Origin of the sequence: Curtobacterium sp. LFS084 (genome assembly GCF_047977705.1) — a bacterium.
Classification (GTDB): Bacteria; Actinomycetota; Actinomycetes; order Actinomycetales; family Microbacteriaceae; genus Curtobacterium.
Window position 1 is genome coordinate 1 of record NZ_JBFPFM010000036.1, and the last position, 25,094, is coordinate 25,094.

Annotated in this window: 24 protein-coding genes; 18 read left to right on the top strand and 6 right to left on the bottom strand. The window is 72.1% G+C overall.

Annotated elements, in window-relative coordinates; all coding sequences use genetic code 11:
• Positions 1–8: 8 nt before the first annotated feature.
• Positions 9–980 (bottom strand): NAD(P)/FAD-dependent oxidoreductase, encoded by a 972-nt coding sequence (locus tag ACNQOV_RS15080; protein ID WP_416395516.1) that lies wholly within the window; start codon positions 978–980, stop codon positions 9–11.
• Positions 981–1,038: 58 nt separating this feature from the next.
• Here ACNQOV_RS15080 and ACNQOV_RS15085 point away from each other — a divergent pair, with 58 nt between their 5' ends.
• Positions 1,039–1,659, top strand: a complete 621-nt coding sequence (locus ACNQOV_RS15085; RefSeq protein WP_022907854.1) for a helix-turn-helix transcriptional regulator — start codon at positions 1,039–1,041, stop codon at positions 1,657–1,659.
• On the opposite strand, the gene ACNQOV_RS15090 is transcribed toward ACNQOV_RS15085, so the two are convergent.
• A complete protein-coding gene (locus tag ACNQOV_RS15090) occupies positions 1,656–2,315 on the bottom strand; it encodes a hypothetical protein (protein ID WP_416405914.1) in 660 nt (219 codons plus the stop codon). The genes ACNQOV_RS15085 and ACNQOV_RS15090 overlap by 4 nt on opposite strands.
• 107 nt (positions 2,316–2,422) lie before the next feature.
• On the bottom strand, positions 2,423–3,409 hold the full coding sequence (locus ACNQOV_RS15095; protein WP_416395520.1) for a LacI family DNA-binding transcriptional regulator: 987 nt from the start codon (positions 3,407–3,409) through the stop codon (positions 2,423–2,425).
• Positions 3,410–3,504: 95 nt separating this feature from the next.
• Between ACNQOV_RS15095 and ACNQOV_RS15100 the strand changes: the two genes are divergently transcribed.
• The 10 genes from ACNQOV_RS15100 (at position 3,505) to ACNQOV_RS15145 (ending at position 13,915) form a co-directional block, all read left to right on the top strand.
• The gene (locus ACNQOV_RS15100; RefSeq protein ID WP_022907857.1) at positions 3,505–4,779 is read left to right on the top strand and encodes a sugar ABC transporter substrate-binding protein; all 1,275 of its coding nucleotides are present in this window, start codon (positions 3,505–3,507) and stop codon (positions 4,777–4,779) included.
• A gap of 5 nt (positions 4,780–4,784) precedes the next feature.
• Entirely contained in the window at positions 4,785–5,828 is a 1,044-nt protein-coding gene (locus ACNQOV_RS15105; protein ID WP_416395522.1) for a carbohydrate ABC transporter permease, read from the top strand.
• Complete coding sequence (locus ACNQOV_RS15110; RefSeq protein WP_416395524.1) at positions 5,825–6,790, top strand: carbohydrate ABC transporter permease; 966 nt, start codon at positions 5,825–5,827, stop codon at positions 6,788–6,790. The genes ACNQOV_RS15105 and ACNQOV_RS15110 overlap by 4 nt, the downstream gene beginning before the upstream one ends.
• A 127-nt stretch (positions 6,791–6,917) precedes the next feature.
• Positions 6,918–8,834 (top strand): MGH1-like glycoside hydrolase domain-containing protein, encoded by a 1,917-nt coding sequence (locus tag ACNQOV_RS15115; protein ID WP_416395526.1) that lies wholly within the window; start codon positions 6,918–6,920, stop codon positions 8,832–8,834.
• A 4-nt stretch (positions 8,835–8,838) separates the two neighbouring features.
• Positions 8,839–9,810: a nucleoside hydrolase gene (locus ACNQOV_RS15120; RefSeq protein WP_416395528.1), complete on the top strand. Its 972-nt coding sequence runs from the start codon at positions 8,839–8,841 to the stop codon at positions 9,808–9,810.
• A 30-nt stretch (positions 9,811–9,840) separates the two neighbouring features.
• On the top strand, positions 9,841–10,266 hold the full coding sequence (locus ACNQOV_RS15125; protein WP_022907568.1) for a MarR family winged helix-turn-helix transcriptional regulator: 426 nt from the start codon (positions 9,841–9,843) through the stop codon (positions 10,264–10,266).
• Between the two features lie 56 nt (positions 10,267–10,322).
• Positions 10,323–10,964: an MBL fold metallo-hydrolase gene (locus ACNQOV_RS15130; RefSeq protein WP_416395530.1), complete on the top strand. Its 642-nt coding sequence runs from the start codon at positions 10,323–10,325 to the stop codon at positions 10,962–10,964.
• Between the two features lie 103 nt (positions 10,965–11,067).
• On the top strand, positions 11,068–11,550 hold the full coding sequence (locus tag ACNQOV_RS15135) for a GNAT family N-acetyltransferase (RefSeq protein ID WP_022907570.1): 483 nt from the start codon (positions 11,068–11,070) through the stop codon (positions 11,548–11,550).
• Positions 11,551–11,603: 53 nt separating this feature from the next.
• Entirely contained in the window at positions 11,604–12,224 is a 621-nt protein-coding gene (locus ACNQOV_RS15140; protein WP_402268974.1) for a TetR/AcrR family transcriptional regulator, read from the top strand.
• Positions 12,221–13,915 carry an MDR family MFS transporter gene (locus ACNQOV_RS15145; RefSeq protein ID WP_416395532.1) on the top strand — a complete coding sequence of 565 codons (1,695 nt, stop codon included), beginning with the start codon at positions 12,221–12,223 and terminating at the stop codon, positions 13,913–13,915. Before ACNQOV_RS15140 ends, ACNQOV_RS15145 begins: the two co-directional genes overlap by 4 nt.
• A gap of 176 nt (positions 13,916–14,091) precedes the next feature.
• Here ACNQOV_RS15145 and ACNQOV_RS15150 read toward each other — a convergent pair whose 3' ends face one another.
• On the bottom strand, positions 14,092–15,090 hold the full coding sequence (locus tag ACNQOV_RS15150; protein ID WP_416395534.1) for a LacI family DNA-binding transcriptional regulator: 999 nt from the start codon (positions 15,088–15,090) through the stop codon (positions 14,092–14,094).
• Between the two features lie 176 nt (positions 15,091–15,266).
• On the opposite strand from ACNQOV_RS15150, the gene ACNQOV_RS15155 reads away from it, so the two are divergent.
• From ACNQOV_RS15155 to ACNQOV_RS15170, 4 genes are read left to right on the top strand one after another with little or no spacing between them, the layout of a single operon-like run.
• Positions 15,267–16,265 carry a nucleoside hydrolase gene (locus ACNQOV_RS15155; protein WP_416395536.1) on the top strand — a complete coding sequence of 333 codons (999 nt, stop codon included), beginning with the start codon at positions 15,267–15,269 and terminating at the stop codon, positions 16,263–16,265.
• Between the two features lie 6 nt (positions 16,266–16,271).
• Positions 16,272–17,696: an MFS transporter gene (locus tag ACNQOV_RS15160; protein ID WP_022907575.1), complete on the top strand. Its 1,425-nt coding sequence runs from the start codon at positions 16,272–16,274 to the stop codon at positions 17,694–17,696.
• A complete protein-coding gene (locus ACNQOV_RS15165; RefSeq protein ID WP_416395538.1) occupies positions 17,693–18,550 on the top strand; it encodes a ribokinase in 858 nt (285 codons plus the stop codon). The genes ACNQOV_RS15160 and ACNQOV_RS15165 overlap by 4 nt, the downstream gene beginning before the upstream one ends.
• A gap of 50 nt (positions 18,551–18,600) precedes the next feature.
• Positions 18,601–19,536 carry a Ppx/GppA family phosphatase gene (locus ACNQOV_RS15170; protein WP_416395540.1) on the top strand — a complete coding sequence of 312 codons (936 nt, stop codon included), beginning with the start codon at positions 18,601–18,603 and terminating at the stop codon, positions 19,534–19,536.
• Between the two features lie 4 nt (positions 19,537–19,540).
• On the opposite strand, the gene ACNQOV_RS15175 is transcribed toward ACNQOV_RS15170, so the two are convergent.
• Together ACNQOV_RS15175 and ACNQOV_RS15180 are read right to left on the bottom strand one after the other, a co-directional pair.
• Positions 19,541–20,146, bottom strand: a complete 606-nt coding sequence (locus ACNQOV_RS15175; RefSeq protein ID WP_042723911.1) for an antibiotic biosynthesis monooxygenase — start codon at positions 20,144–20,146, stop codon at positions 19,541–19,543.
• 50 nt (positions 20,147–20,196) lie between these two features.
• A complete protein-coding gene (locus ACNQOV_RS15180) occupies positions 20,197–21,231 on the bottom strand; it encodes a Ku protein (protein WP_416395542.1) in 1,035 nt (344 codons plus the stop codon).
• Between the two features lie 106 nt (positions 21,232–21,337).
• Between ACNQOV_RS15180 and ACNQOV_RS15185 the strand changes: the two genes are divergently transcribed.
• From ACNQOV_RS15185 to ACNQOV_RS15195, 3 genes are all read left to right on the top strand, one after another.
• Positions 21,338–22,228: an SDR family oxidoreductase gene (locus ACNQOV_RS15185; RefSeq protein WP_416395544.1), complete on the top strand. Its 891-nt coding sequence runs from the start codon at positions 21,338–21,340 to the stop codon at positions 22,226–22,228.
• Positions 22,225–24,747 carry an ATP-dependent DNA ligase gene (locus tag ACNQOV_RS15190; RefSeq protein WP_416395546.1) on the top strand — a complete coding sequence of 841 codons (2,523 nt, stop codon included), beginning with the start codon at positions 22,225–22,227 and terminating at the stop codon, positions 24,745–24,747. Before ACNQOV_RS15185 ends, ACNQOV_RS15190 begins: the two co-directional genes overlap by 4 nt.
• A gap of 135 nt (positions 24,748–24,882) precedes the next feature.
• Positions 24,883–25,038, top strand: a complete 156-nt coding sequence (locus ACNQOV_RS15195; protein ID WP_402268993.1) for a hypothetical protein — start codon at positions 24,883–24,885, stop codon at positions 25,036–25,038.
• The last annotated feature ends 56 nt before the right edge of the window (positions 25,039–25,094 follow it).

Below are 25,094 nucleotides of genomic sequence, written 5' to 3' on the forward strand. Positions count from 1 at the left end.
GCGCTGCCTCACGCGGCGGCGCGCGCCGCCAGCGCCACCGCCAGGTCGGCCTGCACGAGGTCGCCGTGCAGCGCCGCGCCCGCCTGCGTGCCCGCAGCCGCCGAGGCGATGACGGTGGCCATCGGCGCCGCCACGTTCCCGGCGGCGTAGACACCCCGGACGCTCGTCTGGCCGACGCCGTCCACCGTCAGCGCGCCGGCGAAGCGGTGGTCGCCCATGAACTGGTCGGTGGCCTCGAGCCCGAGCCCCGCGAGGAACCCGACCTGCGCCTCGACCGTGCTCGCCGCGGCCAGGGCGTCGAGCGCCACGAACTCGCCGGATGCCAGCGAGACGCCGGTGAGCCGCTCGCCGTCGGACACCACGTCGCGCACCGGTCCCGTCACGACCCGGACACCGCGGGCCGCAAAACCGTCCAGGGTGGTGTCGTCGACGAGTGCCGGGTCCGTGACGAACGCCGTCACGTCCTCGCTGAGCGCACGGAACATGAGCACCTGGTGTGTCCCGATCGGCGACGTCACGAGCACGCCGATGCGCTGGTCGCGGATCTCCCACCCGTGGCAGAACGGGCAGTGCACGACGCCGCGCCCCCACTGCTCGGCGAGGCCCGGGACCTCCGGCAGGACGTCCCGGGCGCCGGAGGCGACGACCAGCCGGCGGGCCGTGACGACCGCGCCGGATTCCAGCGAGACCGAGAAGCCGACCGTGTCGACACCGCCACCGTCGGTGGCGGACGCGGCCACGATCCTCCCGGTCGTCACCTCGACGCCGTAGGCGGCCACCTCGTCGCGGCCGACCGCTCCGAGCGCCGCCGGCGAGGCCCCCTCGCGCCCGAGGTAGTTGTGCACCCCTGCGGCCCGGGCGTTCCGTGGTTCGCCGGAGTCGACGACCAGCACGGACCGTCGCGACCGGCCGAGGACGAGTGCTGCTGACAGACCGGCGACTGCTCCGCCGATGACGATGACGTCGTAGTGATCACGCATGTGTGCATCCTGCGGATCCCCACGCATGGATGGCAAACATCGTTGCCGGTCTGGCAACATGGATGCCGTGGCGACGGACCGGGAGGAACGGATCACCCCGCGCACGACGGCGGAGGTCGTCGACGGGGTCGGTCCGCGACTCCGCGCGCTGCGGACCCGCCGGGACGTCACGCTCGCGGCGCTCGCCGCCGAGACCGGCATCTCGGTCTCGACGCTGTCGCGGCTCGAGTCCGGCCAGCGGAAGCCGACCCTCGAGCTCCTGCTGCCGCTCGCCCGGGCGTACCAGGTGCCCCTCGACGACCTGGTCGGAGCGCCGAGGACCGGCGATCCCCGGGTACACCTCGCACCGGAGGTGCACGGCGGCCGGGTGGTGGTGCCGCTCACTCGACGGACCGGTGGTGTGCGGTCGTTCAAGCAGCTCATCCCGCCGGAACCGCCGAACACGGACCGGACCCTCCGGACGCACGAGGGCTACGAGTGGCTCTACGTGCTGTCCGGACGACTCCGACTGCTCCTGGGCGACCGCGACTTCGACCTCGGGCCCGGTGAGGTCGTCGAGTTCGACACGCACACGCCGCACTGGGTCGGCAACACCACGGACGAGGTCACCGAGGTGCTCTGCCTGTACGGCCCCCAGGGTGAGCGAGCGCACATCCGGTCGCGTCCGGCCGACCGCTAGAAGACGTGTGCGATGACGTCGTCGAGCAGGCCCGACGTCGTGACGTTCGACTGCTGGATGTGGATGCCGACGTCGCCGCGCGTGTAGTAGGTGTCGCCGTCGGTGACCGGGTACTGGCTGTTCTCGGAGATCTCCTGGCAGCGGTAGCCGTACCCGTCGAGCGAGCAGTCGTAGCCGTTCAGTGCCGACTTCAGGTGTGGGTAGGCCGTGGTCGAGTCCACCGTCGCGACCCGGATCGACAGGAACGTCGTGTCCGCCTGCGGGTCCCGCCAGACGCAGTACAGCTGCTTGCCGTCGGGCTGCAGCACCGGCGTGAGGTCGTCCTTCGGGACCACCACCGGGTTCCCGACGGCGGCCGGGTCGTTGAGCGGGGCGTCGGCGAAGGCCGAGTCCCACCTGCCGGCCGTGATGAGCCCGCTGCAGGAGTCGGGGAGTCGCCCGGCGTCGTCGTCCACGCCGGGGACGGGCGTGATCGTGGACGTCGGGCGAGGGCTGGCGCTCGTCGGGGCGGTCGGGGCAGCTGTGGTGGCTGCCGCACTCGTCGACGCCCCGTCGGACGGGCCGGTTCCGACCCCCGACGTCGCCTGGGCGCACCCGGTGAGCGGGAGCGCCGCGAGTGCGAGCAGCGCGAGCCCGGTGGTCCTGTTCCGTCGCACGAGTTCCCCCTGGTGTCGATCGCGGGCCCACCTGCGGACCCGGACCGGACGGTAGTCGCGCTCGGTCCCGGACGACCCGATCGTCATCCGATCGTGTCCTGTGCGGGTCAGTCCCGCCAGACCACCCGCGGTGCCAGCAGACGGTGGCCGGTGGACGCGGGCAGGACCGTCCGCCCAGCACCCATGAGCAGCTCGACCGCGGCCGACGCGACCTCGACCAGGGGCTGTTCGACGCTCGAGATGCCGACCGCCTCGGCCACCGGAGTGTCGTCGTAGCCGACCACCGGCACCGCCGCGCCGAGGGCGAACCGCGCCCCGAGGGCGAGCGTGTCGGACGCGCAGACGAGGGCGTCGAACCCCTCGCCGTGCCGGAGGGCGTCCGCCACCGTCGCGGTGGCCGCCGTCACGTCGTCCCCGCAGGTGAGCCCGGCGTCCTCGGGCAGACCGGCGGCGCGCATCGCGTCCTGCCAGCCCCGTCGGCGCTCGTCGCCCTGGCCGGAGGGGCTCGGCCACCCCAGGAACCCGATCCGCCGGTGCCCCCGGGCGAGCAGGTGCGCGGTGGCGTCGTGCACGCCCGCTCGCCCGTCGACGTCCACCCAGGGGTGCGGTGCGGCGTCCATGTCCGGCAGCCCCCACGGTCGCCCGAAGGTCACGAAGGGGATGTCCCGCGTGCCGAGCCAGACCGCACGCGGATCGCCGTGGAAGGTCGAGGAGAGGACGAACCCGTCGACGTCCGACCCCTCGACGAGGCGTTCGATGTGGGCGAGTTCGTCGTCGACGTCGGTGGCCGTGAAGAGCAGGATGCGCATGCCGCGCTCGTCGGCGCTGTCGACCAGGGCGTGCAGGAAGCGGTCGAGCACCGCGCCGGAGATGCCGTGCACCGGTTCCAGCCGGACGCCGAGGGTCGAGCTCTGGCGGGTGCGGAGGCGCCGGGCGGACGCGTGCGGGCGGTACCCGAGGTCGTCGATGGCGGCCTGCACCCGCGAGAGCGTCGTGGGTCGGACGACCTCGGGCCGGTTCAGCACGTTCGACACCGTCTGCCGCGAGACGCCGGCGGCGAGGGCGACGTCGGCGACGGTGGCGGGATGCGACATGGGGTTCACCGTAGCGCCTCCGCGGTGTATGGTCGACTCGTTTGATCGATCAAATTTGAACGATCGAAGTACGAACTCGACGAGGAGTCCCCCTGATGCAACGACGCACAGCACGCATGCTGACCGCGGGAGCGATGGCGCTCACCGCAGCCCTGACCCTCTCCGCCTGCGGATCCGGTTTCTCCAGCTCGGGGACCAGCGGCTCCGGGGGCTCCGGCGGCTCCGCCGCGAAGCTCACCTCGAGCAACGACCCGCTCACCGTCCTGATCGGTTCGTCCGGCGACGCCGAGACCGCCGCCGTGAAGAGCGCCGCCGCCGCGTGGTCGAAGTCCTCCGGCACCGATGCGACCGTGCAGCCCGCGAACAACCTCGACCAGCAGCTCGCCCAGGGCTTCGCGGCCGGCAAGCCCGCCGACGTCTTCTACGTGAGCACGTCGTCCCTCGCCGGGTACGCGGCGAACGGCTCGCTGCTGGCGTACGGCGACCGGCTGCAGGGCTCGAGCGACTTCTACCCGACGCTCACGAAGTCGTTCACCGTCGACGGCACGCTCTACTGCGCACCGAAGGACTTCTCCACGCTCGCGCTGTTCATCAACACGAAGGACTGGAAGGCCGCCGGGCTCACCGACAGCGACGTCCCCACCACGTGGGACCAGCTGAAGACCGTCTCCGAGAAGCTCACCCGTGACGGTCGGGTCGGCCTGACCACGAGCCCCCAGGTCGAACGCCTCGGTGCGTTTATGGCCCAGGCCGGCGGCGCCCTGACGAACAGCGCCCAGACGAAGGCGACGGTCGACTCGAGCGCGAACGTCGAGGCACTCGACTACGTCAAGGGGCTGCTCCAGGACGGCTCGATGCAGTTCTCGAGCGACCTCGGCGAGAGCTGGGGCGGTGACGCCTTCGGCAAGGGCAAGGCGGCGATGACGATCGAGGGCAACTGGCTCACCGGTGCGATGTCGTCGAGCTACCCGAGCGTCGACTACCGGGTCGTCGCCCTGCCGAAGGGGCCGAAGGGCGCCGGCACCCTGCAGTTCACGAACTGCTGGGGCATCGCCAAGGACTCGCCGAACCAGAAGGCGGCGCTGTCCTTCGTCGAGAAGATGACGAGCACGGACCAGCAGCTGGCATTCGCGAAGGCCTTCGGCGTGATGCCCTCGGTCGAGTCGGCCGCGAGCACCTGGAAGCAGGAGTACCCCCGGGACGCGGCGTTCCTCGACCAGGCCGACGCCGCCCAGGGCCTGCCGAACGCATCCGGGACCGCCGACGTCCTCGCCGACTTCGACTCGAAGCTCGGCAGCCTCAGGACGACCGACACGAAGACCCTGCTCGAGGGCGTCCAGAAGAACATGGCCGCCGCGCTGAAGGGCTGACGGACGTGTCCCGGAAGAACCGCGCCGAGGCCGTCTCGGGCTGGCTGTTCACCGCGCCGACGATCATCGTCCTCGGCCTGTTCCTGCTCGTCCCCGTCCTGATGGCCGCGTGGGTGAGCGTCTCCGACTGGCGTGGGGTCGGCAGTCCGTTCTCGTCCGACGTCTCCTTCGTCGGCGGGCAGAACTACGCGAAGATCCTCGGCGGCGGAGGCCTCGACGAGCAGAACTTCGGCACCGCGCTGCGGAACAACCTCTGGTACGTCGTGTTCGTCGTGCCGCTGCAGACCGCCGTCGCGCTCGGGCTCGCCCTGCTCGTCAGCGGACGGGCGCTGCGCGGGCGCGGGTTCTTCCGGACCGCGTTCTACTTCCCCTCGGTGACGAGCTCCGTCGCCATCACCGTCCTTTGGCTGTTCCTGTTCTCGTCCACCGGTGCCGTGAACAAGGTCATCAGCTGGATCGGGATCACCGGACCGAACTGGTTCAACGAGCCGACCGGGCTGTTCCACCTCGGTGCGGGCACCCCGCCGGCGTTCCTCGCCGACCACACACTGCTCGGCGTCTCGTGGTGGGAGTGGCTCGCGGGCCCGTCGGTCGCGATGACGGCGTTCATCCTGCTCGCGGTGTTCACGACGAGCGGCACGTTCATGCTGCTCTTCGTCGCGGCGCTGCAGAACCTGTCGCCGGACGTCGACGAGGCGGCGATGATCGACGGCGCCGGATCGTGGACGCGGTTCTGGCGGGTCACCCTGCCGCAGCTGCGCCCGACGCTCTTCACGGTGCTGACCCTCGGCCTGATCGGCACGTGGCAGGTGTTCGACCAGATCTACACGGGCACCAAGGGTGCCCCGGCGAACACCACGCTGACCCCGGCCTACCTGTCGTACTCCGCCGCCTTCAACGGCAGCCAGCAGTGGGGCGTCGGCGCCGCCATCGCCTTCATCCTGTTCGGCATCATCGTCGTCTTCACGCTGCTGCAGCGCTGGGCGCTGCGCGACCGGCCGGTGTCCCGCCGACGGATGCGGTGGATCGAGCAGAGGAGCACCCGATGACCAGCGCACCCACGTCGGCGACCGCCGGCGGCGGCACCGAGCCGACCCGCGCCTGGCGTACGGCAGGTCCAGGAGGCGCGGTGCCACCCCGCCCCGCCGCCACCGGCACCGAGACACCCGGCCCGGGCCGACGGCCCAGGCGGACCACGCCGCGCGGCGTGGCCCTGCTGGTCGTCGGCGCGCTCATCGCCGTCGTCTACCTGCTGCCCTTCTACGTCGCGATCGTGAACGCGTTCAAGACGGACCAGGACGCCTCCCTGCACCCGCTCGCGCTCCCCGTGACGTGGACGGGGGCCGCCTTCCAGACCCTCTTCGAGAACTCGGACTTCGGGATCTGGGCGATGAACTCGATCATCGTCGCGGTGTTCGTCACGCTCGGTCGGATCTTCTTCGACTCGCTTGCCGGCTACGCCCTCGCGCGACTCCGGTTCCCCGGGCGGCAGACGGTCTTCGCCCTGCTCATCGCCGTGATGGCGGTGCCGGGCGTGGTCCTGCTCATCCCGAAGTTCCTCGTGATCAACCAGCTCGGCATGTACGACTCGTACTCGGGCATGATCGTGCCGCTGCTGGTGGACGCCGCCGGGGTGTTCATCATGAAGAACTTCTTCGAGTCGATCCCGGCGAGCGTCGAGGAGCAGGCGAAGATCGACGGCGCCGGCACGTTCCGGACGTTCTGGTCGATCGTGCTCCCGATGGCGCGTCCGGCCGTCGTGACGATCACGATCCTGTCGTTCCAGGGCTCGTGGAACGAGCTCGCGCACTTCATCGTGTCGACCTCGTCTCCCGACCTGACCACGCTCACGAAGGGCGTCGCATCGCTCGCCTCGGGCGCGCTGAGCGCCGGGAACCAGTTCCCCGTGAAGCTCGCGGCGGCGTTCGTCATGACCATCCCGGTGGCCGTCGCGTTCTTCGTCTTCCAGCGGCGGATCATGAACACCAGCGACGGGGCGGTCAAGGAGTGACGCCCCGCCCGCCCTCCGACGCGCCCCACCCCCACCCCCACCGCACCGGTCCACCGGCCGCCGTGGAGCCCACCAAGACCGAGACCGAGACCGAGACCGGGCCCGAGCCCGTCGACCAGGAGACCCCGTGACCTCCACCACCACCTCCACCAGTCCCACGACCGCGGTCACGCCGACCGTGCCGCTGCAGCCGCTGCTGCACGACGAGGTGGTCGTCGTCGCCGCGCCGACCCAGGCGTGGTCGGGTCGGGACGGATCGATCGGTGCCAACCCGGTGCACGGCTACTGGACCGGCGACCAACGGTTCGTCGCCAGGGTCGACGTGCGGGTCGCCGGCACCGACGTCGAGCCGGTCGCGGTCGTGCCGTCCGGCGCCCGTGCGGTCGTGTTCAGCGGACTCCTGCGCGGGCTCGACGGCGCCGGTGCGGACCCGGACGTCCGGCTCGACCGTCGCCGGACCGTCCGCATCGACGGGGTGTCCGAGCGGTTGCGGGTCACCGATCGCCTGCGCGGGACCGCCGCCGGCGTCGACCCGCTCGAGGTCACGGTGCGGATCCGACCGGACGCGGCGGGGATGGACGCGGTGAAGGCCGGCCTCGGTCGGGTGCCCGTGACCGCCACGGCCGACGGCGCCCACGCCACGTGGACCGCCGGGTCGGTCGAGGTCCGGCTCGAGGCACCCGGTGCCGCGGTCACGGTGGACGGCGACGACGTCGTGCTGCGGTGGCGCGTCGGTCGGGCGCACGAGGTCGAGCTCGGCTGGGACTGCGCGGTCCGGACCCCCGACGCCGTGGTGTCCGGGGTGCGGACCCCGCGTCCGTTCGACGCACCGGCCGACGTGCGGGACGACCGGCTCCGGCGGTGGCTCGAGCGGGCGACGGACGACCTCGACGCGCTCCGGCTCGCACGGCCGGAGGGCGAGTTCATCGCCGCCGGCGCCCCCTGGTTCTTCACGCTGTTCGGCCGCGACTCGATCTGGGCCGCCCGGTTCCTGCTGCCCGTCGACACGAGCACCGCCGGCGGCACGCTCCGGGTCCTCGCCGCCCTGCAGGGCACCCGCGACGACCCGACGACCGCCGAGCAGCCCGGCAAGATCATGCACGAGCTGCGCCAGGCGTCCCTGCCGGTCGACAACGACGAGATCTCGCTGCCGCCGCTGTACTACGGCACGGTCGACGCGACCGCGCTCTGGGTGTGCCTGCTGCACGACGCGTGGCGTGCCGGGCTCCCCGACGCCGAGGTCGAGGCGCTCCTGCCCGCGCTGGAGCGGGCGCTCGCGTGGATGCGCGACCACGGCGACGCCGACGGCGACGGGTTGCTCGAGTACGTCGACGAGTCCGGCCGCGGCCTCGCGAACCAGGGCTGGAAGGACTCCGGCGACAGCGTGCAGTGGCGCGACGGCACACTCGCCACGGGACCGATCGCGCTGTGCGAGGTGCAGGGCTACGCCCACGAGGCCGCGGTGCACGGTGCCGACCTGCTCGACGCCTTCGGACGGGACGGCGGGGACGGCTGGCGTGCATGGGCGGCGCGGCTCGCCGAACGCTTCCGCGCCGCGTTCTGGGTGGCCGACGAGGTGGGCCGGTACCCGGCGATCGCCCTCGACGCCGACAAGCGGCCGGTCGACTCCGCGACGAGCAACATCGGACACCTGCTCGGCACGGGAGTGCTCACCCCGGACGAGGAGGCCGTGGTCGCCGACCGGGTCGTGCGCCCGGACATGGCGAGCGGCTTCGGTCTGCGGACCCTGTCCACGACGGCCGCCGGGTACTGGCCGCTGAGCTACCACGGCGGCACCGTCTGGGCGCACGACACCGCCGTGGTGATCGCCGGCCTCACCCGCTCCGGACACCACGACGCGGCCCGGACGCTGGCGGAGCAGCTCCTCGCGGCGGCGGTCGCGTTCGACTTCCGGATGCCCGAGCTGCACGCGGGGGACGACGTGTCCGAGGTCGCACGCCCGGCACCGTACCCGGCCGCCTGTCGTCCGCAGGCGTGGAGCGCCGCGGCGGCCTTCCCGGTCTGGGTGGCGATGGGAGGATGACGGGGTGACCACCGCCACCGTCCCGCTCTTCCTCGACTGCGACACCGGTGTCGACGACGCCCTCGCCCTCGCCTACCTGCTCGACGTCCCGCACGTCGACCTGGTCGGCATCGGCACGGTGTCCGGCAACACCGACGCCGCGACGGCCGCGGCGAACACCGCGGCGCTCCTCGCCCTGTGCGGCCGGACGGTGCCCGTCGCGATCGGCGCCAACGACCCGATCGGCGGCTCGTACGGCGGCGGCGCACCGCACGTGCACGGGGCGAACGGCATCGGCGGCGTCGAGCTGGCGCCGGGGGTCGCCGCCGCGGACGACCCCGCGGCCGAGCTCCTCGTCCGGCTCGCACGCGAACACGCCACGGGTGACCGGAAGCTCGACGTCCTGGCCATCGGGCCGCTGACGAACCTCGCCGTGGCGCTCGAGGCCGAGCCGCGACTGCCGGAGCTCGTCGGCACGCTCACGATCATGGGCGGCGCGGTGTGGGACGTGGGCAACGTGTCGCCGACGGCCGAGGCGAACGTGCACAACGACGCCGAGGCCGCCCGTCGGGTCCTCCGCGCCGGCTTCGACCTCGTGCTCGTGCCGCTCGACGTCACCCGGCAGCACCGCTTCGACGACGCCGACGCCGACCGGTTCACGGCGGCCGGCGATCCACTGCGGGTCGCACTCGGCACGATGCTGCGGAGCTACGTCGACTTCTACGAGTCGGTCGACCACGTCCGCCGGGCACCGCTCCACGACCCGCTGGCGGCGGCGATCGCGGCGGGTGAGGTCGAGCCCGTCGTCCGGACCACGCCCCTCGACGTGGTGGTCGGCGGGGCCGAGCACGGCCGGACCGTGCTCGCGACTGACGGGCCGACGGTCCGGGTCGTGGTGACGGCGGACGACCGCGCGGCGGACGTCGTCCGCGACCGCATCCTGCACGTGGCGACCGTGTCCGACGACCGGGCCGACAAGGACGGCGCCGGTCGGTAGCCCGGGCTGGGTCGGCGGTACGGTCGGGGGATGGACCCGACCGACGAGCTCGCCGCGCAGCTCCGGCACGCGATCGGACGGGTCGTGCGCGCGATCCGCCGCGAGTCCGACGCCCTGCCGACGACGCACTCCACGACGCTCGGGTTCCTGCACCGCGAGGGGCCGATGACCATCGCGGACCTCGCCAGACGGCGCGGCGTGAAGCACCAGGGGCAGTCCCGGACGGTCGCCGAGCTCGCCGACCTCGGCCTCGTCGAGCGCGCGGCCTCGGACACCGACCGCCGGGTGTCGGTGATCGGCATCACCGCTGCGGGCCGAACCGTGTTGCAGGACGAGATGGACGCGCGTGCGGACTGGCTCGCGGCCGCCCTGCGCGAGGAGCTCGACGACGAGGAGCGCGCGGTGCTGCAGCGGCTGCCGGAGCTGTTCGAACGCATCGCACGACGGGCGGACTGAACGCTTCCTCACCGTGCGCCGGACGGAGTCCTACAACACAGTTGTAGACTTTCGGCATGCAGCTGACGAAGTACAACCACGCCACGGTCGTCCTCGAGCAGGACGGCACCACCCTCGTCATCGACCCGGGCGCGTTCACGCCGGAGGCGGCCGACCTCGTCCGTGCCGCGACCGCGGTCCTCGTCACGCACGAGCACCCCGACCACTTCGACATCGACGCCGTCCGTGCCGGGCTCGACGCCGACGACACCCTCGTGGTGTGCGGACCGGCGGCGATCGTCGAGCAGCTCGGCGCACACGACGGCCGCGTGGTCGCGGTCAGCGCCGGCGACGCGTTCGAGGTCGGGCCGTTCTCGGTGCAGGTCTTCGGCGAGGAGCACGCCGTCATCCACCGCGACGTCCCCACGATCGCGAACGTCGGCTACCTCGTGGACGGCACCGTCTTCCACCCCGGTGACGCGTACCTCGTGCCCGGTGTCCCGGTCGAGACCCTCCTCCTGCCGACCAGCGGGCCGTGGACGAGCACCGCCGAGGCCGTCGACTACGTCCGCGAGGTCGCGCCCGAGCGCGCCGTGCAGATCCACGAGGCGATGCTGAGCGAGCTCGGCCAGCAGTCCGCCGCGCGGTTCCTCGGCCCGGACGGGCTCGGACCGGTGCCGATCCGCATCCTGCCCGCGGGCGAGTCGATCACCGTCTGACGGACGCGACGGCCGTGCAGGGGGCGATCCGCGCCTCCTGGACGGCCGTGCGCTCCGTGCCCACGTCGCGCCGACGGCGGCATCCGTGACAGGATCGACGGTCGTGATCACGATCGAACGCGTTCCGTGGGAGGACCCCCGTGGCGTGGCGCTCCGCGCCCGCATGGACGAGGAGATGCACGAGCGGTACGGCTCGTCGAACGGCGACGAGGACCCGGCGGTCACCGCCGAACGCGACCGGGCGCTCGCGGTGGACCCGGCCACGATCATCACCTCGATCCTCGCGCTCGACGACGACGGCGAGCCCCTCGGGCACATCGCCGTCCGCCGCCTCGGGGACGAGGTCGAGCTGAAGCGTCTCATCGTCCTCGCCGCCGCCCGTGGCAAGGGGGCCGCGACGGCCCTGCTCGCCGAGGGGGAGCGCGTCGGGCGCGAGTCGGGTGCCGCGCGGCTGATCCTGCAGACCGGCGACAAGCAGCCCGAGGCCGTCGCCCTCTACGAGAAGACCGGGTGGTCGCCGATCCCCGTGTACGAGCCCTACGCCGCGACGATGCCGTGGTCGTTCTGCTTCGAGAAGGCGCTGTAGCGGTACCCCGATCGCACATTGCACTCTCAGTGCGATAGTGCAATTCTTGTTCGGTGAGCACCACCGAACGCACCCGCGCGCTGCGCCGACGCATGATCGTCGAGGCACGTCGGGCGACCGTCGAGCACGGGCTGCACGGCTTCACGATCGAGCAGCTCTGCGAGACGGTCGGGGTGTCCCGGCGGACGTTCTTCAACCACTTCGCGTCGAAGGACGACGCCGTGCTCGGCATCGAGATCAACGCGGACGTCGAGGCCATCGACGCGTACGCCGCGGGCGGCGTCGTCCGGGCCGACCTCCCACCGCTCGACTCGATCGTCGCGCTGGCGATCGACCAGTTCCACCGGGCGGGGATCGACCGCGCCGACGAGGTCCTCGTCCGCGGGGTCTTCGAGCGGGAGCCGGCGCTCGTCGCCCGGTTCCTCTCGGCGACCGACGTGCAGCTCGGCCGGATCACGGCCGCCGTCCGTGTGCGCTTCGGGTGGGACGACCCGGCGGACCGTCGTGCCCGCCTCGTCACCGAGGCCGCGGCGGGGCTGCTCAAGGTGACGGCGGAGACGTTCTTCGACGACGCGTTCGACGAGACCACCGGCCCGCCCTTCGACGAGCTGCTCACCGAGAACCTCCGCCTGATGCGGGCGGCCACCACGACCGGACAGGACACCACCGAATGAGCGCCACCGCGCCGGGCACCACCAAGCGTGCCCGCCCAGGCACCGACGGGCCGCTGCTCCTCACGCAGCGCCGGATCTGGATCATCTTCTCCGCGCTCATCGCGGGGATGCTGCTCTCCAGCCTCGACCAGACCATCGTCTCGACGGCGATGCCCACCATCGTCGGCGAACTCGGCGGCGTCGCACACCAGGCGTGGCTGACGACCGGCTACCTGCTCGCCTCGACCATCGTGATGCCGGTCTACGGCAAGTTCGGTGACGTCCTCGGTCGGCGTAACCTGTTCCTCATCGCGATCGCCCTGTTCACCATCGCGTCGGCCGGGTGTGCCTTCGCCGGCGACTTCACCCAGCTCGTGGTGTTCCGCGCCGTGCAGGGCCTCGGCGGTGGCGGTCTGATGATCCTGTCGCAGGCGATCATCGCGGACATCGTGCCGGCCTCGCAGCGCGGCAAGTACCTCGGCCCGCTCGGCGCGATCTTCGGCCTGTCCGCGATCGGCGGCCCGCTCCTCGGCGGCTTCTTCGTCGACCACCTCACCTGGAACTGGGCGTTCTACATCAACATCCCCGTCGGGATCGCGGCGTTCTTCGTCGCGTGGTTCGCGCTGACCCTGCCGAGCAAGAAGGCGACCAAGCGGATCGACGTCCTCGGTGTGCTGTTCATGTCCGCCGCGACCACCTGCCTGGTGTTCTTCTCGGAGTTCGGCGGCAGCAAGGACCACGGCTGGGACGCCCCCGAGACCTGGGCCTGGTTCGCCGGGCTCGTCGTGGCCGCGGCGCTCCTCGTCCTCGTCGAGTCGCGTGCCGCGGACCCGGTCCTCCCGCTGTCGTTCTTCCGGAACCGCACGTTCCTGCTCGCGACCGGCATCGGCCTCGTGCTGGGCATCGGCATGTTCGCCGCGATCGGCTTCGTCCCGACGTTCCTGCAGATGGCGTCCGGCACCTCGGCGGCGGTCTCGGGGCTCCTCATGCTGCCGATGATGGTCGGCCTGATCGGCACGTCGATCGCGTCCGGCACCCTGATCACGAAGACCGGCCGCTACCGGATGTTCCCGATCGTCGGGACGGTCCTGGTCGCCCTCGCGATGCTCGCCATGACCCAGCTCGCGGCGGACACCCCGATCTGGCTCATCTGCGCCTACCTGTTCGTCTTCGGTGCGGGGCTCGGCCTCATCATGCAGGTGGTCGTCCTCGTGGCGCAGAACGCGGTGCCGGCCGAGCAGGTCGGGACCGCGACCTCGACGAACAACTACTTCCGCGAGGTCGGCGCCTCCCTCGGCACCGCCGTGTTCGGTGCGCTCTTCACCGCGCGGCTCACGACGTCGCTCACGGACGTGTTCCGGGGCGCCGGCGGCTCGGCGACCGACGCGGCGTCGTCGGCGGGCAGCATCGACCCGGCGACGGTGGCGAAGCTCCCCGAGGCGGTGCAGGACGGGATCGTGAACGCGTACGCCGACTCGCTGGCGCCGGTGTTCTGGTACCTGCTGCCGTTCATCGCGGTGGCGTTCCTGCTCGCACTGTTCCTGCCGCAGATCACGCTGTCCGACACGGCCGGCATGGTCGCCCGTGGCGAGGCCGTCGGCGGCGCCGAGGCCGACGAGCTGGAGCGCGCGCAGCGTGCGGGGCACACGGTTGGCGCCTCCGAGCCCGAGCCCCAGCCTGCGGACGCCGGCCCGGACCGTTCGGGGCGCTGACCGCCAGCACACGGGGACGGGAGGCGCGGTGCCAGCTCGCACCGCGCCTCCCGTCCGGTCTGTGGTGACGACTTCACGCGTCCACCGACACCTCACGCCCCGAACGGCGCGTGAGGTGTCGGTCCGCGCGTGAGATCGTTCCGGCGCGGCGCGGCTCGCCGCGCCTGCGGCGGGCGCTACGCGCCCGTGCTCGCGCGCCGGACCAGGTGGGTGGGCAGGACCGCGGCCTCGGGCGCGGTGCCGTCGAGCGTGGCGAGCAGCCGCAGCGCCGCGGCCCGGCCGAGGTCGGCGCCCGGCAGTGCGACGCTCGTCAGCGCCGGCGCGGTGACCGACGACGACGGCAGGTCGTCGAAGCCGGCGACGGCGAGGTCCTCGGGGACGGCGATGCCGAGCCGCCCGGCGACCCGGAGCACCCCGTACGCCAGGGTGTCGGCCGCGGCGACGACCGCCGTGACCGCGTCGTCCTGCCACGCCTCGATGACGTGCTCCGTCGCCGACGCAGCGGCGTCCACCGTCAGGTCGGCGCGAGCCGTGACCTCGGACACCGCGATGCCGGCCGCCGCGCACGCCTGCTCGAACAGCTCCCGGCGGACGCCGAACGTCGCCGCGCGCGAGGTCCCGTCGAGGTAGCCGACCCGCCGGTGCCCGCGCTCACGCAGGTGGGCGACGAGTTCGTCGACGCCGGGGGAGAGGTCGTAGTTGACGGCTTCGTCGCCACCGGGGGCGTCGAGGAGGACGACGGGGACGGTCGCGGTCATCGGCTCGTCGGCGGCGGGTGCGTCCACGAGGATCCCCGCCGGTCGCAGTCGCTCGAACCGTCGGACGTCGGCGGCGACGGGCTGTGCGCCGCGCTCGGTGACGGAGAGCACGAGCTGGAACCGGTCGCCCACCGTGTCGCGCACGCCGCGGATGACCTCGGCGAAGAACGGGTTCGACAGGTCGGGGGCGATCAGGACGACGAGGTCGCCGCTGCCCCGCGCGAGCGAGCTGGCGGCGTGGTCGACGACGTACCCGAGCTCATCGACGGCGTCGCGCACCCGTGTCGCGATCGGCACCGAGACCCGGCCGCGGTCCTTGCCGTTCACGACGAGTGACACCGTGGCGATGCTCGTCCCCGCGCGCTCGGCCACCATCGCTGCGGTCACACGACGGCCGGAGGTGGCGGGGGCTGGCACGCGTCGATGCTACCGAGCGGAGCGGTCCCGACACGGAGGCGCCCCAGTCGACTTGACGTCAAACGCTTGACGTGTTTCCATGTCAAACGCTTGACGTGCCGCGGGAGCTGATCCTCCCGCGGATCCCCACCTCGTCGAGCCACCGACCTCGTCCCCGAAGAAGTGGAGCGCCCCGCGTGCCCGAGAAGATCATCCTCGACTGTGACCCCGGCCACGACGACGCCGTCGCGATGCTGCTGGCCCACGGCAACCCCGACATCGAGCTCCTCGCCGTGACCACCGTCGTCGGCAACCAGACGCTCCCGAAGGTCACGCGGAACGCCCTCGCCGTCGCCCGGATCGCCGGGATCACCGGGGTGCCGTTCGCCGCCGGCTCCGAGCGCCCCCTGCTCCGCGAGATCGAGGTCGCCGGTGACATCCACGGCGAGAGCGGGCTCGACGGGCCGATGCTCCCGGAGCCGTCCTTCGCGCTCGACGAGCGGCACGCGGTCGACCTCATCATCGAGACCGTCATGGCCCACGAGCCCGGCACCGTGACCCTGGTGCCGACCGGCGGCCTGACGAACATCGCCCTCGCGGCCCGCAGGGAACCCCGCATCGTCGAGCGCGTCAAGCAGATCGTGCTGATGGGCGGCGGCGTGCACGTCGGCAACTGGAGCCCCGTCGCCGAGTTCAACATCGTCATCGACCCCGAGGCCGCGGACATCGTCTTCAGCGCCGGCTGGGACGTCGTGATGGTCGGCCTGGACCTCACGCACCAGGCGCTCGCCACCCCCGAGGTCGCCGCGCGCATCGCCGCCGTCGGCACCGCCCCGGCCGCGTTCGTCGGCGAGCTGCTCGACTTCTTCGGCCAGACGTACAAGGACGCCCAGGGCTTCGACGCCCCGCCCGTGCACGACCCGTGCGCCGTCGCGTACGTCATCGACCCGACCGTCGTCCGCGCCGTGAAGGTGCCGATCACGATCGAGACGCAGGGCGTGCACACCCTCGGCATGACCGTGGCCGACTTCCGCCAGCCGGCGCCGGAGGGCTGCCGCACGAGCGCCGCACTCGAGCTCGACCACGGCCGCTTCTGGGACCTCGTCGTCGACGCCCTCGAGCGCATCGGCGAGACCCCCGACACCGGATGGACCCCGCGTCCGGCCACCACCACCGCAGCACCGACGGAGCACTGACACACCATGACCACCTCGACGACGAAGTCGACCACCTCGAAGCAGTCCATCGCTGCCCTGACCGCCGCGCTCCTCGCCGCCTGCGTCGCGTTCCAGCTCAACGCGAGCATGCTCAGCCCGGCGCTCGTGACGATGGCCCGCGAGCTGCGCACCGACGACGCCACCATCGGGCTCTCGCAGACGCTGTTCTTCACCCTGGCCGCGCTGTTCTCGCTGTTCCTCCCGCGCCTGTCCGACATCGTCGGCCGCAAGCGCGTGCTGCTCGGCATGCTCGCCGTGATGCTCGTCGGCAGCGTCGTCGCAGCGCTCGCCGTGAACGTGCCGATGCTCTTCGCAGGTCGCATGATCCAGGGCGTCACCGGCCCGGTCGTCCCGATCGGCCTGCTCATCCTCCGCAACGAGATCGCCGACCCGAAGCGCTACGGCGCCGCGCTCGGCCTCCTCACCGCGGTGAACGGCGGCATCGCGGGCGTCGACGCCCTCGCCGGCGGCTGGATCGCGACCCACTTCGGGTTCCGCGGGATCTTCTGGGTCATCGCGGTCGTCACCGTCGTGGCCGCGCTCATGGTCGCCGTGTGGGGTGTGGAGTCGAAGCCGTCCGCCGGCACCCGGATGGACTGGTGGGGTGTGCTCCCGCTGGTCGTCAGCGTCGGCGCCCTGCTCACCGCGTTCAACGAGGCGGGCAAGCTCGCCGCCGCGAACTGGGGGCTCGTGGTGGGCGGCATCGTCGTCGCGCTCGTCGCCTTCGGGGTCTTCTGGGCGGTCGAGTCGCGGGTGCGCGAGCCGCTCGTCGAGACGCGGTTCCTCAAGCGCCGCGGGACCTGGGCGCTCCTCGTGACGACACTGCTCACGATGACGGGTGTGTTCGCGGTCGTGAACGGACTGGTCACGAGCCTCGCGCAGAACCCGGATGCCGGCTTCGGGATGGAGGCGGACCTCGCCTCGCTCGCGTTCCTCACCCCGTACGCGCTGGTCGGCTGGATCGTCGGTCCGTTCGCCGGTCGGCTCGCGCCGACGCTCGGCTACCGCGCCGTGCTCCGCGTCGGCCTGGTCGGGAGCATCGTCGCGACGCTCGTCATGGCGTTCGTCGGCGTGCACTCGCTGCCCGTGCTCGTCGCGGCGACGGTCCTGATCGGCATCACCTACGCGGGCATCGCGAACATCATCCTGAACGGCCTCGGCATCGTCCTCTCGCCGGAGTCGAACCCCGGCTTCCTGCCCGGCCTGAACGCGGGTGCCTTCAACCTCGGCGCCGGCATCAGCTTCGCCGTGCTCCCGGCGCTCCAGATCGCGCTCGGGACCGGCGGGTCCGCGGGCACCGCCGGCTACTCCGGTGGCATGCTGCTCGGTGCCGTGATCACCTGCGCGGCACTCGCCACGTCCTTCCTCATCCCGCGCCCGGCCTCGGCCGAGACAGGAGTCGCCGCATGACCGGCATCGTCGTCGTCGGCAGCCTCAACGCGGACCTGGTGGTCCGCACGGAGCGCTTCCCGAAGCCCGGTGAGACCCTCCAGGGGTCCGACCTCGCGATCCTGCCTGGAGGCAAGTCCGCCAACCAGGCGGTGGCAGCCGGGAGGCTCGGGGGCACCGTGCGCATGATCGGTGCGGTCGGCGACGACGGGAACGGTCGACTGCTGCGCGACTCCGTCGCGGCGGCGGGTGTCGACACGACGCACGTCGCGGTCCGGGAGGGCGTCGCCACCGGCACGGCCGTCATCACGGTCGACGGCGCAGGGGAGAACACCATCGTGATCTCCGCCGGCGCGAACGGCACGCTGACCCCGGACGACGTCCCCGCCGATGCCCTCGACGGTGCCGGCGTGCTCGGTCTCTGCCTCGAGGTCTCGGTCGACGTCGTCCTGGCCGCCGCCCGCGCAGCGCACGCCGCCGGGGTCACGGTGCTCACGAACCTGTCCCCGTTCGGTGCCGTCCCGGCGGAGCTGCTCGAGCTGACCGACGTCCTGCTCGTCAACGAGCACGAGGCCGCCGAGCTCGGGGAGCACGGCGTCCGACGGTCGATCGTGACCCGGGGCGGTTCGGGCTGCGTCGTGCACGACGGCGACGCCGAGCCGGTGTCGATCGACGCCGTGCGGGTCGAGCCGGTGGACACCACGGGCTGCGGGGACGCGTTCATGGGGGCGGTGGCGCTCCGCCTCGCCGCGGGCGACCCGCTCGTCGAGGCCGCGCGGTTCGCGGTCGGTGTCGGGGCGTACGCCGCGACGAAGGCGGGCGCGCAGGCGTCGTACCCGACCACCGCGGAACTGGAGTCCTTCCTGGCACGGTGAGGCGCGCCTCCCGGGCCGTTCCAGTCGGCCCGGGCCACTAGCGTTGTGGCATGCGCGTGGGAGTCCTCGACATCGGGTCCAACACCGGCCACCTGCTCGTGGTGGACGCCCACGGCGGGGCGGCCCCGCTGCCGGCGTCGTCGTTCAAGCAGCCGCTGCGTCTGGCCGAGCACCTCGACGACGCCGGCGCGGTGACCCAGGCGGGCGTCGACGCCCTGACCTCGTTCGTCGCCGACGCGGTCCGCGTCGCCGAGGACCGCGGGTGCGAGGACATGCTCGCCTTCGCGACCTCGGCCGTCCGCGACGCCGTGAACTCCGACGCGGTGCTCGCGCACGTCGAGCAGGCGACCGGCGTCGAGCTGGCCGTGCTGTCCGGTGGCGACGAGGCGCGGTTGACCTTCCTCGCCGTCCGACGGTGGTTCGGGTGGTCGGCCGGTCGGCTCGCCGTGTTCGACATCGGCGGCGGGTCCCTCGAGATCGCCGGGGGTGCCGACGAGGCGCCGGACGTCGCGTGGTCGATGCCGATCGGTGCCGCACGGCTCGCCCGCTCCTACTTCGCCACCGGCACCCCGACCGAGGACGACGTGCGCCGGATCCGCCACGAGATCCGCGTCGAGATCGCCCGCGACGCCGGGCTGCTGCTCCGCGCCGGTCGGCCCGACCGTGCCGTCGCGACCTCGAAGACGTTCCGGTCGATCGCCCGCATCTGCGGTGCGGCGCCGTCCGCCGCCGGGTCGCTCGTGCCGCGGTCGCTCGACGGCGATGTGCTCCGCGCGAAGCTGCCCGCCCTGTTGACGATGTCGGTCGACGAGCTCGCGACGCTCCCCGGGGTGTCGCCGAGCAGGGCGCACCAGGTGGTGCCGGGCGCGCTCGTCGCCGAGGCGTGCCTCGACATCTTCGACCTGTCGGCGCTGGAGATCTGCCCGTGGGCGCTCCGCGAGGGCGTGATCCTCGAGCGGCTCGACCAGCTGTCGGTGCTCGGCTGAGGGGCTAGCCCCGCTTCGGCGGCGCGAGCAGCCACGGGCGGATGAGCGTCGTCACGAACGGCAGCACCCAGAACGTCATGATCGGCGTGAGCACCAGTGTCGTGACGAGCACCCGCGGCAGCACGGGGAGCGCGCCGAACGCCGGGACGAGCCAGCCGACCAGGTACGTGAACGCCAGGTTGACCGGGAAGAAGCCGAGCCAGATGCTCACGGCCTGCTTCCACCGCGGCGGTGCACTCGACGCCGGGGCATCGGCCGGGGCGTCGAACCAGCCCTCGATCCCGGTGCGCTTCTCGACCCGGGACTCCACCACGAGGTCGCGGCCGAGGTCGAGCCACCGCAGCCGGTCGTCGGAGTTCTCCCACGTCGCCAGGGCGTCGTGGTCGGCGAACCGGTACAGCATGTGCCACTCACGGCTCGTCGCGTGCGAGCGGACCCACCCGGAGCCGAGGAACCCCGGGTAGCGGTTCGCGAGGTTCACGCCGGACTGGACCCAGCGGGTGGCGTCCGGGATGCGGTCGGGTTCGACGAGGCGGGTGATGGAGACGGTGACGGGCGGGCCTGCACTCACGGATGACGAGGACAGGCTCCCTGGCTCTTGTGGAGTCATGCGTCCAGTCTGGCCGACGCGTGTTTCCTGCTCGTGTCGCGGGCGTCCGGCTAGCTGGCCTGCTTCCCGGCGGCCGGCTTCTTCGCCGGGGTCTTCTTCGCCGGGGCCTTCTTCGTGGGTGTCTTCTTCGCCGGGGCCTTCTTCGTGGGTGTCTTCTTCGCGGGGGCCTTCTCGGCCGGGGCCTTCTTCGCGGGCGCCTTCGTGGCCGGTGTCCGCTTCGGCGACGCGTCGGCAGTGGACTCCTGCTTCGTGGAACGGGACCCGCGCCGGGAGCGCGACCCCGCGCCTCCAGACCCGGACCGCTTCTTGTCCACCGACGCCCGCAGGGCGGCCATCAGGTCGATGACGTCCCCGCCCTCGTCCTCGTCGTCGTCCGCGCGTTCGCCGAAGGTCTGCTCGGTGTCGATGTCGTCGCCGGACTCCAGCTTGGCGTCGATGAGCTGTTGCAGCTCCACCTGGTAGACGTCGGTGTAGCGGTCGGGGTCGAAGTCGGTGGACATGCTGTCGACGAGTGACGACGACATCTTCAGCTCGTTCGCACTGACCTTCACCGCCGCGTCGAGGGCCGTGAAGTCGGCGGCACGCACCTCGTCGCCCCAGAGCAGCCCCTGCAGCAGGATGACGTCGTCGTGCACGCGCAGGACGCCGAGCCGGGTCTTCTGCCGGAGCGTGAACTGCACGATCGCCAGCCGGTCGGTCTTCGTGAGGGTCTCGCGCAGGAGTACGTACGCCTTGGGGGAGCGGGAGTCGGGCTCGAGGTAGTAGGACTTCTCGAACATCATCGGGTCGACCTGGTCGACGGGGACGAACTCGAGGACCTCGATCTCGTGCGACTGCTCCTCGGGGAGCTGCTTGAAGTCGTCGGCCGTCAGGACCACGGTCTTGTCACCGTCGTCGTAGGCGCGCTGGATGTCGGCGTACTCGACCTCGTGGCCGAACTCGCACACCCGCTTGTACCGGATGCGGCCCTTGTCCTCGTCGTGGACCTGGTGCAGCGAGACGTCGTGGGTCTCGGTCGCCGCGTAGACCTTGATCGGGACGTTGACGAGCCCGAACGCGATGGAACCCTTCCAGATCGACCTCATGGCCACATGATGCCCGTCTCTCCACGGGAGCGCCCGCAGCGGACGGGTTCTCCACAGATCCCGCTTCGCTGAACCGCGGTGGCCGCGGCGCGAGCACCATGGGCCCATGAGCCAGCTCGACAAGCAGGACCCGCGCTCGCAGTTCCCCCGTCCGCCCTTCCCCGCGCAGACGCAGCAGGGGTCCGGACTGGCGAGTGCGATGGACCCGGCGCCCGACCACGGCGAGACCTCGTACCTCGGCACGGGCCGGATGCCCGGCTACCGCGTGCTCGTCACCGGGGCCGACTCCGGCATCGGGCGGGCGGCCGCGATCGCCATGGCGAAGGAGGGCGCGGACGTCGCCCTGAACGCCCTGCCCGAGGAACGCGAGGACCTCGAAGCCGTCCGCGACGTCGTGGGCGACCTCGGGCGGAAGGCAGTGCTGCTCCCCGGCGACCTGACCGACGAGGGGTTCTGCGACACGCTCGTGCGGGACGCGGTCAGCGAGCTCGGCGGACTCGACGCGCTGGTCCTCGTCGCTGGCCACCAGCAGGTGCACGAGGACGTCACGGCGCAGTCGACCGAGGACTTCGACCGCACGATGAAGGTCAACCTGTACTCGCTCTTCTGGCTGGTCCGGGCAGCGGTGCCCCACATGGCGCCGGGCAGCGCGATCGTCACGACGAGCTCGGTGTCCGCGTACCAACCGCAGGACCGGATGATCGACTACGCGGCGACGAAGGCCGCGATCATCACCTACACGAACGGGCTCGCGCGACAGCTCGCGGCCAAGGGCATCCGGGCGAACACCGTCGTTCCGGGCCCGGTGTGGACGCCGCTGCAACCGATCAGCTACCCGGGCGACGAGATCGCCGCCTACGGTCAGGACACCCCGTTCGGCCGACCCGCGCAGCCCGTCGAGCTCGGCAGCGCCTACGTGTACCTGGCCGGACCGGAGTCGTCGTACACGTCGGGGACGACCCTCACGGTGGCGGGCGCGACCGGGGTGGCGCTGTGAGCCCGGCGGCCCGCAAGACCGTCGTCCTCGTCGGCGACCGTCGACTGGCGATCACCAACACGGACAAGGTGCTCTACCCCGAGACCGGCACGACCAAGGGGCGGGTGATCGAGTACTACGAGCGTGTGGCGCCGTGGATGATCCCGCACGTGAAGGACCGCCCCGTCACCCGGAAGCGCTGGGCGAACGGCGTCGAGGGCACGGTCTTCTTCGAGAAGAACCTGCCGGACTCCGCCCCGGACTGGGTCCGGCACCACACCATCCACCACGCCGAGCACGACAACGAGTACCCGATCGTCGACGACCTGCCGACCCTGGTGTGGATGGCGCAGCAGGCCGCACTGGAGCTGCACGTGCCGCAGTGGCGGTTCGGTCCCCGAGGCGGGCAGCAGAACCCGGACCGCCTCGTGCTCGACCTGGACCCCGGCGAGGGCGTCGGCCTGCCCGAGTGCGTCGAGGTCGCCGTCGCCGCGCGCGAGATCTTGCACGGCATGGGACTCGACCCGTACCCGGTGACGTCCGGGTCGAAGGGCATCCACCTCTACGCCGCGCTCGACGGACGCGCGACCACCGCACACGTGTCCGAGGTCGCGCACGAACTCGCGAAGGCGCTCGAACAGGACCTGCCGGACCTCGTGCTGTCGTCGATGAGTCGCAAGGAACGGACGGGCAAGGTGTTCGTCGACTGGTCGCAGAACAACGGCAACAAGACGACGATCGCGCCGTACTCCCTGCGCGGCCGTGACCGGCCGACGGTCGCCGCTCCACGCACGTGGCAGGAACTCACCGAGCGGGGGCTCGCGCAGCTCACCCTGGACGAGGTCCTCGAACGCCTGGAGGAACGGGGCGACCACCTGCACCCGGTCGCCTCCGCCTCGTTGGCGGTCGGGCGGGACGACCACGGTCACTGGGACAGCGACCGGACCCAGCGGGCGAACGACGCGGAGCAGCCGGCCCGCGACCGGCTCACGGCCTACCGCGCCAAGCGCGACGCCGCGAAGACCCCGGAGCCCGTCCCCGAGGACGCCCCGACGGTGCGGAAGGACGGCACCCCGACGTTCGTCATCCAGGAACACCACGCCACCCGTGACCACTACGACTTCCGGCTCGAGCACGACGGGGTCCTGGTCAGCTGGGCGCTGCCGAAGGGCGAACCCACCGACCCGGGGAAGAACCACCTCGCGGTGCAGACCGAGGACCACCCGCTCGAGTACGGCGCGTTCGAGGGCACGATCCCGAAGGACGAGTACGGCGGCGGGACGGTCACGATCTGGGACGACGGCACGTACGAGCTCGAGAAGTGGCGCGAGGGCGAAGAGGTCATCGTCACGCTGCACGGCCGGACCGGGGGCGCTCGCCGTCTCGCGCTGCTGCACACCCGCGGGCGGGGTCGTGGGCGTGAGGGCGACGAGAAGAACTGGCTCATCCACCGCACGAAGGACCAGCCGGACCGCCTGGCGGACGGCGGGGACCCGGCGGCGGCGAGCCGCGCCTCCCGGTCCGCAGCTCCGGGGCGTGCGGCGAGCCCGCGCATCGACCGGACGGCCGCGTCGGACACCGCTCCGGCTGATCGCCGCACGATGCAGGCGACCCTCGCGAACGGCGAGCCGTCGCTCGACGCATCCGGCTGGGCGTTCGAGATGAAGTGGGACGGCATCCGCGCGCTCGCGACCGTGCGGGACGGCACGGTCACGCTCCGCAGCCGCAACGACAACGACCTGACGGCGCAGTACCCGGAGCTGCAGGAACTCGGCGACCGGGCCGGGGTCGACGGGGTGTTCGACGGCGAGATCGTCGCCCTCGACGACCGGGGGCGGCCCTCGTTCCAGCTGCTGCAGAACCGGATGGGACTGACCCGATCGCGAGAGGTCGAGGCAGCACGGCGGCAGACGCCGGTCCGGCTGCTGCTCTTCGATGTGCTCGAGGCGGACGGCCACGAGCTCACCCGGCTCGGGTACGACGCGCGTCGGCAGGCGCTCGAGACGGTGGTCGAACCGGGCGGTGCGATCGATGTCCCGCCTGCCCACCAAGGTGACCTCGCCCGGGCGATGGCTGACTCGGCGGAGCAGGGACTCGAAGGGGTCGTCGCGAAGAAGCGCACCTCGAAGTACGCCGAGGGACGGCGATCCGAGGCCTGGCTCAAGCTGAAGCACCACGCCACGCAGGAGGTCGTGATCGGCGGGTGGAAGCCGGGGAACGGCCGACGCGCCGGCGGGATCGGCTCCCTGCTGCTCGGCGTGCCGGGGCCGGACGGGCTGGAGTACGTCGGGAAGGTCGGCACCGGGTTCCGTGACCGTGACCTCGACGAGATCGGCACGGTGCTCGGCGCGCTCGGACGAACGACATCACCGTTCGTGGACGTTCCCCGGCCGGACGCCCGTGACGCGCACTGGGTGACGCCGAAGCGCGTGGGCGAGGTCGAGTTCGCCGAGTGGACCTCGGACGGCCGACTGCGCCAGCCGTCGTGGCGGGGGTGGCGGTCGGACAAGGACCCGTCGGAGGTCGTCCGGGAATCGTGAGCATGCGTCCGCATGGGGTCCGCCCCGGGCGAACAACCGTCCCCCGTTCCGGCTGCGGTCGGGGGACGATTCGTGTGCGGGACCCCGCGCTGCCGTCGCGTGCTGTTACCTTCGCCGGGACGAAAGGGCACGAGCATGAGCGCGAGCAAGTACCTGCCCCCGTTCACCACGGGGGAACGCGTCACGATCGCGGGGGACCGGTCGGCGCACACGTCCGTGGATCCGGGGGTCGCGGTGGCCGAGCCCGAGGTGACCTACGCGGACTTCCTCGGTGACGAGGTCGACGAGTAGGACCGGCGCAGGGCACAGCACCGGCCGTGGAAGAGGACGGCCCGTGCGCCGGATCA

Coding starts and splice junctions, on each gene's coding strand:
- ACNQOV_RS15080 (WP_416395516.1), bottom strand. CDS start 980: ATGCGTGATCACTACGACGTCATCGTCATCGGCGGAGCAGTCGCCGGT.
- ACNQOV_RS15085 (WP_022907854.1), top strand. CDS start 1,039: ATGGATGCCGTGGCGACGGACCGGGAGGAACGGATCACCCCGCGCACG.
- ACNQOV_RS15095 (WP_416395520.1), bottom strand. CDS start 3,409: ATGTCGCATCCCGCCACCGTCGCCGACGTCGCCCTCGCCGCCGGCGTC.
- ACNQOV_RS15100 (WP_022907857.1), top strand. CDS start 3,505: ATGCAACGACGCACAGCACGCATGCTGACCGCGGGAGCGATGGCGCTC.
- ACNQOV_RS15110 (WP_416395524.1), top strand. CDS start 5,825: ATGACCAGCGCACCCACGTCGGCGACCGCCGGCGGCGGCACCGAGCCG.
- ACNQOV_RS15125 (WP_022907568.1), top strand. CDS start 9,841: ATGGACCCGACCGACGAGCTCGCCGCGCAGCTCCGGCACGCGATCGGA.
- ACNQOV_RS15130 (WP_416395530.1), top strand. CDS start 10,323: ATGCAGCTGACGAAGTACAACCACGCCACGGTCGTCCTCGAGCAGGAC.
- ACNQOV_RS15145 (WP_416395532.1), top strand. CDS start 12,221: ATGAGCGCCACCGCGCCGGGCACCACCAAGCGTGCCCGCCCAGGCACC.
- ACNQOV_RS15160 (WP_022907575.1), top strand. CDS start 16,272: ATGACCACCTCGACGACGAAGTCGACCACCTCGAAGCAGTCCATCGCT.
- ACNQOV_RS15165 (WP_416395538.1), top strand. CDS start 17,693: ATGACCGGCATCGTCGTCGTCGGCAGCCTCAACGCGGACCTGGTGGTC.
- ACNQOV_RS15170 (WP_416395540.1), top strand. CDS start 18,601: ATGCGCGTGGGAGTCCTCGACATCGGGTCCAACACCGGCCACCTGCTC.
- ACNQOV_RS15175 (WP_042723911.1), bottom strand. CDS start 20,146: ATGACTCCACAAGAGCCAGGGAGCCTGTCCTCGTCATCCGTGAGTGCA.
- ACNQOV_RS15180 (WP_416395542.1), bottom strand. CDS start 21,231: ATGAGGTCGATCTGGAAGGGTTCCATCGCGTTCGGGCTCGTCAACGTC.
- ACNQOV_RS15185 (WP_416395544.1), top strand. CDS start 21,338: ATGAGCCAGCTCGACAAGCAGGACCCGCGCTCGCAGTTCCCCCGTCCG.
- ACNQOV_RS15195 (WP_402268993.1), top strand. CDS start 24,883: ATGAGCGCGAGCAAGTACCTGCCCCCGTTCACCACGGGGGAACGCGTC.